9 protein-coding genes are annotated in these 11,911 nt (G+C 69.5%); 3 read left to right on the top strand and 6 right to left on the bottom strand.

Annotation, left to right across the window (positions count from 1 at the left end):
* The first annotated feature begins 59 nt into the window (after positions 1–59).
* The 3 genes from VJT49_RS29040 (at position 60) to acnA (ending at position 4,759) form a co-directional block, all read left to right on the top strand.
* Positions 60–479 carry a hypothetical protein gene (locus tag VJT49_RS29040; protein ID WP_324168138.1) on the top strand — a complete coding sequence of 140 codons (420 nt, stop codon included), beginning with the start codon at positions 60–62 and terminating at the stop codon, positions 477–479.
* 5 nt (positions 480–484) lie between these two features.
* On the top strand, positions 485–1,795 hold the full coding sequence (locus VJT49_RS29035) for a flagellar basal body protein FliL (RefSeq protein ID WP_324168137.1): 1,311 nt from the start codon (positions 485–487) through the stop codon (positions 1,793–1,795).
* Positions 1,796–1,939: 144 nt separating this feature from the next.
* Positions 1,940–4,759, top strand: a complete 2,820-nt coding sequence (gene acnA / locus VJT49_RS29030; RefSeq protein ID WP_324168165.1) for an aconitate hydratase AcnA — start codon at positions 1,940–1,942, stop codon at positions 4,757–4,759.
* 305 nt (positions 4,760–5,064) lie between these two features.
* On the opposite strand, the gene VJT49_RS29025 is transcribed toward acnA, so the two are convergent.
* The 6 genes from VJT49_RS29025 to egtC all read right to left on the bottom strand — a co-directional run bounded on the left by VJT49_RS29025 (position 5,065) and on the right by egtC (position 11,903).
* Positions 5,065–6,693 (bottom strand): alkaline phosphatase family protein, encoded by a 1,629-nt coding sequence (locus VJT49_RS29025; protein WP_324168136.1) that lies wholly within the window; start codon positions 6,691–6,693, stop codon positions 5,065–5,067.
* A gap of 30 nt (positions 6,694–6,723) precedes the next feature.
* On the bottom strand, positions 6,724–8,004 hold the full coding sequence (locus tag VJT49_RS29020; RefSeq protein ID WP_324168135.1) for a Dyp-type peroxidase: 1,281 nt from the start codon (positions 8,002–8,004) through the stop codon (positions 6,724–6,726).
* Positions 8,001–9,173, bottom strand: coding sequence for an EfeM/EfeO family lipoprotein (locus VJT49_RS29015; protein WP_324168134.1), 1,173 nt, complete (start codon positions 9,171–9,173; stop codon positions 8,001–8,003). The genes VJT49_RS29020 and VJT49_RS29015 overlap by 4 nt, the downstream gene beginning before the upstream one ends.
* Positions 9,174–9,456: 283 nt before the next feature.
* The gene (locus VJT49_RS29010; protein WP_324168164.1) at positions 9,457–9,873 is read right to left on the bottom strand and encodes a nitroreductase family deazaflavin-dependent oxidoreductase; all 417 of its coding nucleotides are present in this window, start codon (positions 9,871–9,873) and stop codon (positions 9,457–9,459) included.
* A 297-nt stretch (positions 9,874–10,170) separates the two neighbouring features.
* A complete protein-coding gene (gene egtD, locus VJT49_RS29005) occupies positions 10,171–11,139 on the bottom strand; it encodes an L-histidine N(alpha)-methyltransferase (RefSeq protein WP_324168133.1) in 969 nt (322 codons plus the stop codon).
* Complete coding sequence (gene egtC, locus VJT49_RS29000) at positions 11,136–11,903, bottom strand: ergothioneine biosynthesis protein EgtC (protein WP_324168132.1); 768 nt, start codon at positions 11,901–11,903, stop codon at positions 11,136–11,138. Before egtC ends, egtD begins: the two co-directional genes overlap by 4 nt.
* Positions 11,904–11,911 lie beyond the last annotated feature (8 nt).

The following is an 11,911-nucleotide window of genomic DNA, read 5'->3' as shown; positions in this document are numbered from 1 at the left end:
ACCCTTTTCGCTCTTCGGTGCGTCCAAGGACCGCAGCCGTTCTTCCAAAGGGGCACCACATGCGAAAGGCGTCCATGATCGCCGCGTTTGGCCTGGTCATCGTGGTTACCGGGACGTTCCTGCGCTGGCTCGATTCCGGAGTGGTCGGCCGGAACAGCTACCAGGCGGTGGCGGTGGCCGGCACGGTCCTCGCCGCGCCCGCCTTCCGTCTGTGGACCGTGGTGCCATTGCTGTGCGCGGTGTGCGTGGTGCTGTTCGTGCTCGGGCTCGTCAAAACGGCTGCAACGGCGACCCTGCTGACAGCGACTGCGGTAGGGATCGTCGCGGCAATCGCCACCAGCCGCGCAGGCGATCCGGGCGGGCCGATCGGCGTCAGCGTGCCCGGGCCGGTCACCACCCTCGCCGGCGCGGGCATCGCGCTGCTCGGCGCGCTCGGATCGCTTCTCGTCCGCACACCCGAACCTGGGGGATCACGATGACAGAGATGACAGAGCCAAACCCGCCGCACGACCCACAGCCGGCTCCACTACCCGGCGCGTCCGGCCAGTGGCCGTACCCGCCACCGCCCGGTTACGGCTATCCACCACCGCCTCCGCCCCGGCGCCGGCGCGGCCTGATCGCCGGCCTGGTCATCGCGCTGGTCCTGGCGGTGGGCGGGGGCGCGACCTGGTTCGCGGTCTCCCAGTTCTCCTCGCGGGGCGCCGGCACACCGACCGAGGCGGCGCGCAACCTCGCCAACGCGCTCAACAGCGGCGACATCGTGGGCGTGCTCGGCACCCTCGCCCCGGCCGAAGCCGGCCTCCTCGCCGACTCGGTCAAAGACCTGACCGACGAGGTCAAGCGGCTGAAGTTGCTGTCCTCCGACGCCGATCCGGGCGCGATGAACGGCCTGACGATCAAGACCGACGACCTGGTCTTCGACGAGGCGCGGGCCGAGCGGGTCAACGACCATCTGACCATCACCAAGCTGGTGGCCGGGAAGATCACCGTCACCGCGGATCCCGGCAAGACCCCGCTGACGAAGGAAGTCCGCGACCTGACGGGCGCGACCGGGCGACCGCGGACCGAGACGATCGACATCGCCGAGCAGGTCCACGAACAAGGCGAGCCCATCCGGATCGCCACCGTGCGGATCGACGGCGAGTGGTATCCCAGCCTGCTGTACACCATCGCCGACCAGGCGCTCCAGGACGAGCACCAGCGGTGGCCGTCCACCACCATTCCGGCCAAGGGCGCGGACTCGCCGGACGAAGCGGTCAAGGAACTCGTCCGCGCCGCGCTCGACGGAGACCTCCGCCGGGTGATCGAACTGACGCCTCCCGACGAGATGGGCGCCCTGCACGACGCGGGCCCCGCGATCCTCCATGCCGCGGACACGAGGCCCAGCGGCGGGAAGCTGCTCGACCTGGCGACGACCACCAGCGACGTGTCCGGCGGGACCCGTGTGACCGTGGTCGCCGCGCGGCTCGAAGACCCGGACGGCGAAGAGATCTCGATGTTCAAGAACGGCGACTGTTACACCGTCACCGTCGAACGGAAGACCCAGCGCCTGTGCGGCGACGACGTCCTCCGCCAACTGGAGTCGGAGACCTCCGACTTCGTGCCCAGGGAGGTGCGGCGCGTGCTGGGCGACCTCATCGGCGGCGTCCTGCGGCAGGGGCTGGGCGTGGTCACCACGGAAGTCGGCGGCCAGTACTACGTCAGCCCCCTCCGGACGATCGTGGACCAGGGCCTGACCGCGCTGCGCGGCCTCAAGCCCGACGACGTGCTGTCGCTGCTGAGGGCCGCGAACTAACTGGATCACCCCCGGGTTGAAGTCAAAAAAGGACAAGCGTACTGTTTGACCTGAAGGGAGCCTGCGCCGTCCCCGCGTCCGCGCGACGCCGAGAACGTGCGCCAGACTCGCTCCTACGCCCGCAAAACCGAACTGACCGGGGACATGGAGTTGGACGTGACCGCACCTAGCAAGGACAGTTTCGGCGCACGAGACACGTTGAAGGTGGGTGACGCCTCCTACGAGGTGTTCCGCCTGAACAAGGTCTCCGGCGCCGAGCGGCTGCCCTACAGCCTGAAGATCCTGCTCGAAAACCTGCTGCGGACCGAGGACGGCGCGAACATCACCGCCGGGCACATCCGCGCGCTCGCCGGGTGGGACGCCACCGCCGACCCGTCGATCGAGATCCAGTTCACCCCGGCGCGCGTGGTCATGCAGGACTTCACCGGCGTGCCGTGCGTGGTGGACCTGGCGACGATGCGGGAAGCCGTCACCGACCTCGGCGGCGACCCGGACAGGGTGAACCCGCTCGCGCCGGCCGAGCTGGTGATCGACCACTCGGTGATCATCGACGTGTTCGGCCGAGCGGACGCCTTCGAACGCAACGTCGAGATCGAGTACGAGCGCAACCGCGAGCGCTACCAGTTCCTGCGCTGGGGGCAGAACGCGTTCGAGGAGTTCAAGGTCGTCCCGCCCGGCACCGGCATCGTGCACCAGGTCAACATCGAGTACCTGGCGCGCACCGTGATGGCCCGCAACGGACAGGCCTACCCGGACACGGTCGTCGGCACCGACTCGCACACCACGATGGTCAACGGCCTCGGCGTGCTGGGCTGGGGCGTCGGCGGTATCGAGGCCGAGGCCGCGATGCTGGGCCAGCCGGTGTCGATGCTGATCCCGCGGGTAGTCGGGTTCAGGCTGACCGGCGAGATCCCGGCCGGCGTGACCGCCACCGACGTGGTGCTGACGATCACCGAGATGCTGCGCCGCCACGGTGTGGTCGGCAAGTTCGTCGAGTTCTACGGCGAGAGCGTGGGCGCGGTACCGCTGGCCAACCGCGCCACCATCGGCAACATGAGCCCCGAATTCGGCTCCACCGCGGCGATCTTCCCGATCGACGAGGAAACCCTCCGCTACCTCAAGCTCACCGGCCGCCCCGAGGAGCAGCTCGCACTCGTCGAGGCCTACGCCAAGGAGCAGGGCCTCTGGCACGACCCGTCCCGCGAGGTGGTCTACTCGGAGTACCTCGAGCTCGATCTGTCCACTGTGGTCCCGTCCATCGCGGGCCCGAAACGGCCGCAGGACCGGATCGCGCTGTCCGACGCGAAGTCCTCGTTCCGCAAGTCGGTGCACGACTACGTCGAGGAGCAGTACCCGGCCCCGCACACCAAGATCGACGAGAAGGTCGAGCAGACCTTCCCGGCCAGCGACTCGCCCTCGCTGTCCTTCGCCGACGAGGACGCCGTCGAGGTGCAGTCCGCGGCGAACGGCGCGACCGGGCGGCCGACCAAGCCGGTGCGCGTCCGCTCGTCCGACCGCGGCGAGTTCGTGCTCGACCACGGCGCCGTGGTGATCGCGTCGATCACCTCGTGCACCAACACCTCGAACCCGTCGGTGATGCTGGGCGCGGCCCTGCTCGCGCGCAACGCCGTGGAGAAGGGCCTGTCGGTCAAGCCGTGGGTGAAGACCTCGATGGCGCCCGGCTCCCAGGTGGTCACCGACTACTACGAGAAGGCCAACCTCTGGCCCTACCTGGAGAAGCTGGGCTACCACCTGGTCGGCTACGGCTGCACGACCTGCATCGGTAACTCCGGCCCGCTGCCGGAGGAGATCTCGGCCGCTGTCCAGGAGAACGACCTGACCGCGGTGTCGGTGCTGTCGGGCAACCGGAACTTCGAGGGCCGGATCAACCCCGACGTCAAGATGAACTACCTGGCCTCGCCGCCGCTGGTGATCGCCTACGCGCTGGCGGGCACCATGGACTTCGACTTCGCGGAACAGCCGCTCGGCCAGGACCAGCGGGGCAACGACGTGTTCCTGCGCGACATCTGGCCTTCGCCGCAGGAGATCCAGCAGACCATCGACTCGGCGATCACCCAGGAGATGTTCAGCAAGGACTACGCCGACGTCTTCGACGGCGGCGAGCGCTGGAAGTCGCTGCCCACCCCGGAGGGCAGGACCTTCACCTGGGACGCCGAGTCCACCTACGTCCGCAAGCCCCCGTACTTCGAGGGCATGCGGGCCGAACCGGACCCGGTCGCGGACATCACCGGCGCCCGCGTGCTGGCCAAGCTGGGCGACTCGGTCACCACCGACCACATCTCCCCGGCCGGCGCGATCAAGGCCGACACCCCGGCGGGCAAGTACCTGACCGAGCACGGCGTCGAGCGCAAGGACTTCAACTCCTACGGTTCCCGGCGGGGCAACCACGAGGTGATGATCCGCGGCACGTTCGCCAACATCCGGCTGCGCAACCAGCTGCTGGACGACGTCCAGGGCGGCTACACCCGTGACTTCACGCAGGAGGGCGGCCCGCAGGCGTTCATCTACGACGCGGCGCAGAACTACGCGGCGGCGGGCGTCCCGCTGGTCGTGCTCGGCGGCAAGGAGTACGGATCCGGTTCGTCACGGGACTGGGCGGCCAAGGGCACCCGGCTGCTCGGCGTGCGCGCGGTGATCGCCGAGTCCTTCGAGCGCATCCACCGGTCGAACCTGATCGGCATGGGCGTCATCCCGCTCCAGTTCCCCGAGGGCGAGTCCGCGTCGTCGCTGCACCTCGACGGCACGGAGACGTTCGACATCACGGGGATCGCCGCGCTGAACAAGGGTGAGACCCCGCGGACCGTGCACGTCACCGCCACCAAGGCGGATGGTTCGAAGGTCGAGTTCGACGCGGTCGTCCGCATCGACACCCCGGGCGAGGCGGACTACTACCGCAACGGCGGCATCCTCCAGTACGTCCTCCGCAAGATGACCCGAGCCTGACCGCGCGAGTCCCACCTTCGCGACACGCGAGTCGGACTTTCGCGACACGCGAGTCGGACTTTCGCGACGCCCGAGTCCCCCCTTCGGGCGCCGCGAGTTCCCCATCCGGAACTCGCGGCGCCCGTCTTTTCCGGCGTGCCGGTGCCGAAAGGCCGGCGCCGTCCTCGCCCACGTCTGTCCGAAGTGCCGCGCGTGATCTACCTGCTGCGCTACGAGGCATACCTCGGTACGGTTCGGCGAACTCGCCGACGACGCCCGGCCAGTGAGCGCGCGAGGGTGCGCTCAGGCACCCTCGCGCGGACTCGTCAGCCGACCACCGCACCCGTCTTCGGGTCGAGGGTCACCGCCGGAGCGTGGCCGCCCCCGCCCCACAGGTCGAGCATGTTCCACAGGCCGCCCGCCCGCGTGTCGAACGACGAGTCGCCGATCCGGCCGGTGAACCAGTTGTCCTCGATGAACTGCAGGACCGAGGTCTGGTCGGTGCGGGTGTGGTCGACGAAGTTCGTCCTGGCGTACGGGGAGACCACCAGCAGCGGAAGCCGCGGCCCGTAGCCGCACCGGTCGGCGTAGCCGCCCAGCTCGGTCTTCTTCGCCGTGCAGACCGCCGAGTCCTGCTTGGCGTCCTGCGAACCGTTGATGATCTTCGAGCTGACGTGGTCGTACCAGCCGTCGGAGTCGTCGTAGGCCAGCACGATCGCGGTCGAGGCCCAGTCCTTCGAGTGCTGGATCTTGTCGACCTCGCTCACCACGAACTGCTGCTCGTCCAGCGGGTCCGAGTAACCGGCGTGCCCGTCCTGGTACTCCGGGGCCTTGAGGAAGCTGACCGCCGGCATGTTCCCGGCCTGCAGCGCCGCGTCGAAGTCGGTGACGTCGTACTGGTGGTTGGCCTGGTCGGTCTGGCCGATCGCGGCGACCGAACTCGGCGGCAGGTGCTTCTCGTTCGCCGTGGACTTGAAGTACTGGAACGGCTCGTGGTGCGGGCTGTAGTCGACGGAAGCGTTGCCGCCGACGTTCTTGTGCGTCTGCCCGCAGGCGGCGAAGCCGTTCACCGTGGCGGTCGGCCGGAAGCCACCCTGGAACCAGCCCCAGGTGACGTGCCGGGCGTTGAGCAGGTCGCCGATGTTGCGGCCCTGCATCGCGGCCAGGTTGTCGGTCGAGGTGTGGTTCTTGTCCGAGCAGTCGTCCCACGCGGGGTCGGGGTCGTTGATGACCGTGCCGACTCCGCTGGCGTCCGGCGAGACGACGGCGTACGAGTCGGCGGTCGGCTGGTGGGTCACCGAGGTGAGCGCCTGCGCCCCGTGGGTCTGCCCGGAGATCAGGTTGATCGCGCCGGGCGTGGACGGGCCGAACACCGTGTTGAACGAGTTGTCGCTCATCGCGTAGTGCTGGGCGTAGTTCCACATGCCGGTGACGGTGTTGCCGTCGTAGTAGTCCATGACCAGGCCCGGCTCACCGAACAGGATCGGCTGCCCGGTGCACTTGTCCGTCTCGGTGTACTCGACGAACTTGTCCATCTTGCCGCCGTCGAACGCCTTCTGCTCGGCGCCGTAGTTGTGGTTCTGGTCGCAGGTCAGGGCCTGGCTCGGGCTCAGCCGCTTCGGGTTGTAGGCGTTGGTGTTCCGCGTGAGCAGCTTCGGCGACAGCCCGTCCACCTTCGGCGTGTCCCTGGCGGCCGTGAACGGGGTGCCGTCGGTGTTGGCCGCGTTCGGGTAGGTACCGAAGTAGTGGTCGAACGAGATGTTTTCGCCGAAGATCACCACGACGTGCTTGATCGGCGTCGCGGTGGGCAGCCACTCCGCGTGCTGCGGTTGCATCGGCTGCGCGTCGGCGCCGGTGACGGTGGTGACCGCCACCGCGACACCAGCCACGGTCGCCAGCGCGCCCGCGCTGAGCAAAAGGCGCTTACGGCGCCAGAAGCCGGAAGCTCTGTCCACTGTGTCCTCCATTGGGTCGGTTCCCTTCGGTCAGGCCAGCATCGCCTTGCCGAAGTGGTCATCGGGCCCGGCGACACCGGGCAGGGTGAAGAAGTAGCCGCCGCCGAACGGCGAGATGTAGTCCACCAGCGGCTCGTCGATCAGTCGCGTTTGGACGGCTTCGAACTGGCGCAGCGGGTCCTGCTGGTAGCACACGAAGATCAGGCCCATGTCGAGGTTGCCGTTCGAGTCGATGCCGCGGTCGTAGTTGCAGGCGCGGCGCAGGATGCGGCTCGAGTCGCTCTCCGGAGTCCGCGGGTTCGCGCGGCGGATGTGGCTGGTCAGCGGGATGACCGCGCCGATGGGGTCCTGGGCGTACTGTGGGATGTCGCTTTCGTGCGCGCCGTCCAGCGGCGCCCCGCTGTCCCGCCTGCGGCCGAAGATGTTCTCCTGCTCGCTCACCGAGACCCGGTCCCAGAACTCGACCAGCATCCGGATCAGCCGGATCACCTGGTAGCTGCCGCCCGCGGTCCACGCGGGCTCGCCGTTCCCGGAAACCCAGACCAGCCGGTTCAGCTCGCTCGCCTCGGGGTTGGCAATGCCGTCCCTGAACCCCATGAGGTTGCGCGGCGTGCCTTCCGGCCGGGGAGGTGAGCTGAAACCGTTGATGCGCCAGCGCAGTTGCATGCCACCGCGGGTCACGCGGGCGATGTCGCGGAGCGCGTGCACCACGGTGTCGGTGCTGTCCGCCGCCAGGACCAGGCTCAGGTCGCCGTGGCACTGGGCGTCGTCGAGCGCGTCGTTCGGGAACGTCCGCATCGCGGTGAGCTTGGCCGGTTTCTTTTCGGCCAGACCGTACCGCTCGTCGAACAGCGACGCCCCGACGCCCACGGTCACGGTCAGCCCGTCGGACGGCACGGCGGGACCGAGGACTCCCGAATCCGCCGCCGGTGCCGTGATGCCGACCGCGGCCGGCGCACCGCCCGTGGTGAGGAACCGCGCCCGGTCGGTGATGGCACGGAACAACTCGGCCAACTCGGCCCGGCTGTCCGCGATCACGTCGAAGGAGGCCACAATGGACTGTGCGGGCGGAATGCGTGCCACTCCGGGCTGGTGCTCGCCGTGGAACGGCGGTATCTCCTGGGTCTTCTGGGGGTGCGACTCCCGGACCCCGCCCTGGGGCAGACCCCCGGAGCCCTGCGCTTGGCCACCCTGCCGGTCCGGGCTCACCGCCATGCCGATACCGGCCCCGGCGCCCGCGGTCGCCGCCGTCACGCCCGCGCCGAGCACGGTTCCGCGCAGGAACGACCTGCGCCCCACGTCGCCGCTCACGAGGTCCGCCTCGGCTCGGTGATGGCCGCGATGGGCGCGAGGCGCTCGGTCAGTTCCCCGATCACGCCGTTGATCTTCTCCCGCCGCGGCCTGTCCAGCCCGGCCACCGGTGGCCGGCTTCCCTCCGGCGAGGGAACCGAGCGCAGCACCGCCTCCGCGCGGTTCAGCCAATCGTCCACCTGGGACAGTGCAGAAAGCCGCGAGACCAGCAACGGCCGCAGCACGTTCAGCACCGCCCTGGTTCCGTCCAAATTGGCCAGTGCGGTCGCGATGCCGGTGCCGCTGCCGTAGTCGGTCCGGCCGGTGAGTTCGAACTGCAGGGTGTTCTCCATGATCTCGTGTGCCCGCAGGCCGAGGTCGGCGGCGTCGATCTGCGCCGAGCCGAACCGGTCGCGCAGCTTGTGCACCTCGGTGTCCAGATCGTCGGCGACGGCGGCGAGCGCGGGCATGGCTTCGTTGTGCCACAACCCGTTCTCCAGCCGGTGGAAGCCGGTGAAGCCGGGGTCGGTGGTTCCGGCGGGCAGCCCGTCGGCGGTCCCGTTGATCGCCCCGTCGGAATCGCCGAACGCGCCGTAGGCCGCGCCGAGGCGTTCGTAGTCCAGGTGCGCCGTCAGCCACGCGGTCTGGGCGGCGGCACGATTCTGCGACCGGACTGCCTCACGCAGGGCATCGGTGTCGGTCGCCAAGGTGTCGAGGCCACCGCCGACGTATTCCTTGTACGCCTTCAGCGGGGCCAGGAGGTCGTTGCCGGTCACTGGTACGACCGCGGGCCCGGAGCGCTCCTGACCGCCGGTGATCGTGACGCTCGGCCCGACGATCGCGTCGGTCTCCTCGGGCAGGCAGCGGAAGGCGTAGGTCCCGTTGCCCAGGCTCACCTCCAGCGGCCGGGTGGTGCCCGGCGCGAGTCCCTCGACCTCGCCATAGACCGTGCCGGTCGCGGGATCGATCAGGGCGGCCTCGGCGGTGACCGAGCCGGTGTTGCGCAGTTGGAGGGTCTGCGGCCCGGGGTCCGGTCTGGTCCAGCCCTGCCCGCAACCGGAGCGGCCGACGGTGATGACCTGCTCGGCCGCGGGGGCCAAAGAGGCGGAGGTGGGAGTCCGCCAGAGGATCAGGCTGCCGAAGAGGAGGAGCGAGAGGGCGAGCACCAAGCCTAGAACCCAGCGCGACACCGTGCTCCCTCACTCAACTGGCCGACAACTGCGAGCGGAGCGTAAGGGGCGGAAGTGAACATCCGCCGACCTTAAAGCGACGGCAGGAGAAGTTCACCTACCCGTCATCGCACGTTTCCACCCATCGGCGACAAATCGGATACAAGCAGCGTCATTCACACCACGTGCGCGGGTGGCCAAACCGTGACGTCCGCCGGCCGACCTGCCACGACCTCCCCGCCCCCGTACGCCATGTCGTGGCGTCACCGTGAAGGCCGATCCCACGTTTCGAACAACGCCGGCGTCAGCGACGGGTCAGCAGGAAGATGGGCAACTCCCGGCCCGCCGCGCGCCGTTCCATCTCGTACCCCGGCCAGAACGCCAGCACTTCCCGCCACAGCTCGTCGTACCGCTCGCCCTTGACCGGCGTGGCGAGGACCGGGATCGCCGTGCCCCGCACCTCCACCGTGGCCTCCGGATGGGCGCGCAGGTTCAACGTCCAGGCCGGATCGCTCGGGCGGCCCCAGTTGGATCCGACCAGCACGAAGTCGTCCTCGTACGGGAAGTAGAGCAGGTTGTTGCTGCGCGGCAGCCCACTCTTGCGGCCGGTCGCGGTCAGCCGCAGCGACGGCAGGCCCGCGATCGCGACCAGGCTGATCCGCCCACGGAAGATCCGGTGCAGTCGCGTGTCGACCCAGACGATGACCTTCGCCAGCTTCATCAGCCAGGGTTTCGTGCCCAGCACCCGGGCCAGCGCGCGGAGCAGGCTCACCGTCTCCCCCGCCCGGTCACCGCATCAACCGTCTTTGCACCGCCCTATTTGACCACTTGCGCAAGCCGAACGGGCGCCGGGCGCCACCGGGAGGTCCCTGTCTTTGAGCGCACGAGGACTTGCGTAGCCGGGCCGAGCCTCACGCGTGACGCGCACCAGGGGAGTAAGCGACCTGCCTCCACGAATCCGAAGCCTTCGGCCTCCGCGCGCCGGCACCACCCTTGAGCGGGAACGTCGGCGTCCCGGCTAATTCCTCGACCTGGCCAACGACACCCCGAACCGCTTGCCGGAGTCGGTCCACCAGCGCTCCACGCTGAAACCGCTTTCAACAAGTTCGCCGGCCACCCCGGATGCCCTGAACTTCGCCGAGATCTCCGTGCGGATGTACTCACCCGCGAGGAATCCCACCTCCAGCCCGGCGCCGGGAATCCGGACCGTCATGTCCTCGACCGCGCGCAGCCGCATCTCGATCCATTCGTTCCCGGCGTCCCAGTACGCCTCGTGCCGGAAGCGCGCCGGGTCGAAGTCCGCGCCCAGCCGGTCGTTGACCACCAGCAGCATGTTGCGGTTGAACTCCGCGGTGACGCCGGCCGCGTCGTCGTAGGCCGCGACGAGCGTACCCGGGTCCTTCACCAGGTCCGTGCCGAGCAGCAGCCACTCCCCCTCCGACAGCACGTCGCGCACGGAGCGCAGGAACTTGACCCGGTCCGCGGGCAGGAAGTTGCCGATGGTGCCGCCCAGGAACGCGACCAGCCTCGGCGACTCGCCCGGCAGCAGGGAGAGATGCTCGGTGAAGTCGCCCACCACGCCGTGCACGTCGAGCCCCGGATAGTCGGCGCGGATCGCCTCGACCGCCTCCGACAGCGCCGACTCGGAGACGTCGAGCGGCACGAACCCGCGCAACGTGCCGTGTGCGCGTAGCGCGTCGAGCAGCAGGCGGGTCTTCTCGCTCGACCCCGACCCCAGCTCCACCAGCGTCCGCGCCCCGGTCACCCGGGCGATCTCCCCCGCCTCCCGCTCCAGCACCTCGCGCTCGGCACGGGTCGGGTAGTACTCCGGGAGCACGGTGATCTCTTCGAACAACCGGCTCCCCCGCTCGTCGTAGAACCACTTCGACGGCAGCCACTTCTGGGGCGCCAGCAGCCCCGACCGCACGTCCACGCCGAGCTTCCCGGTGAGATCGTCGGCCGCCCGGTCCAGTTCGGTTTCGCTCATGCCCCACTCCGAGTGTCGATGGAAACGTCGATACGAACGAGATCGACGGAGCCGTGGCGCGCCACCACGGCATACCCGTCGGGAACCGGCCGCCAGCCCGGTTCAGTGTCCAGCGGTTCGGACGCGATCACCACGGCGTCCCCGGTGCGCAGCAGGGACAGCGCGTGCGTCCATGCGGTGGCGACCACGACCGAGCCGTCGGTGAGCAGGAAGTTGAGCCGCGACCCCGGGGCGGCCCGCGCCACCCTGGCGACGAGGTCGACCACCGCCTGCGCCGGGTCCTCGCCGGCGTGCAGGCGCTCGGCGAGCAGCGCCCACAACAGGGCCGAGTCCGTCGGCACGGGCAGCGTCAGCAGGTCGGTGACGGGCAGCTTCCCGGCCAGCGCGGCCAGCGAGTCCGGCCACCCCCGCACCATGCCGTTGTGGCTGAACGACCACTGCCCGTCGACGAAGGGCGCACACGCCGCCTCACCGGCCGGCATGCCCGTGGTGCCGTTGCGGACCGCGGCGACGAAGGCCCGCGCCCGCACCGACCTCGCCAGCCCGGGCAAATCCTCGTCCGTCCACAATGGACTTGCCCGCCGGTACCGGACTGGCGGCCCGTCCTCGCCGTACCAAGCCAGGCCGAAACCGTCGGCGTTCACGACGCCGCCGCCCCGCATGTCCGCCGGGGCGTAGGACTGGTGCAGCAGGGAATGCGGCGCGTCGAACAGGAACTCCGCGGGCGATCGCGGCGGCCCCAGGTAGGCGAGATGCCTACACATGCGCTGCC

Origin of the sequence: Amycolatopsis sp. (assembly GCF_035276945.1) — a bacterium.
Classification (GTDB): Bacteria; Actinomycetota; Actinomycetes; order Mycobacteriales; family Pseudonocardiaceae; genus Amycolatopsis_E.
Note: the sequence above shows the minus strand (reverse complement) of the source record. Positions and strands in the feature narration are given on the sequence as shown.

Coding starts and splice junctions, on each gene's coding strand:
- VJT49_RS29040 (WP_324168138.1), top strand. CDS start 60: ATGCGAAAGGCGTCCATGATCGCCGCGTTTGGCCTGGTCATCGTGGTT.
- VJT49_RS29035 (WP_324168137.1), top strand. CDS start 485: ATGACAGAGCCAAACCCGCCGCACGACCCACAGCCGGCTCCACTACCC.
- acnA (WP_324168165.1), top strand. CDS start 1,940: ATGGAGTTGGACGTGACCGCACCTAGCAAGGACAGTTTCGGCGCACGA.
- VJT49_RS29010 (WP_324168164.1), bottom strand. CDS start 9,873: ATGAAGCTGGCGAAGGTCATCGTCTGGGTCGACACGCGACTGCACCGG.
- egtD (WP_324168133.1), bottom strand. CDS start 11,139: ATGAGCGAAACCGAACTGGACCGGGCGGCCGACGATCTCACCGGGAAG.
- egtC (WP_324168132.1), bottom strand. CDS start 11,903: ATGTGTAGGCATCTCGCCTACCTGGGGCCGCCGCGATCGCCCGCGGAG.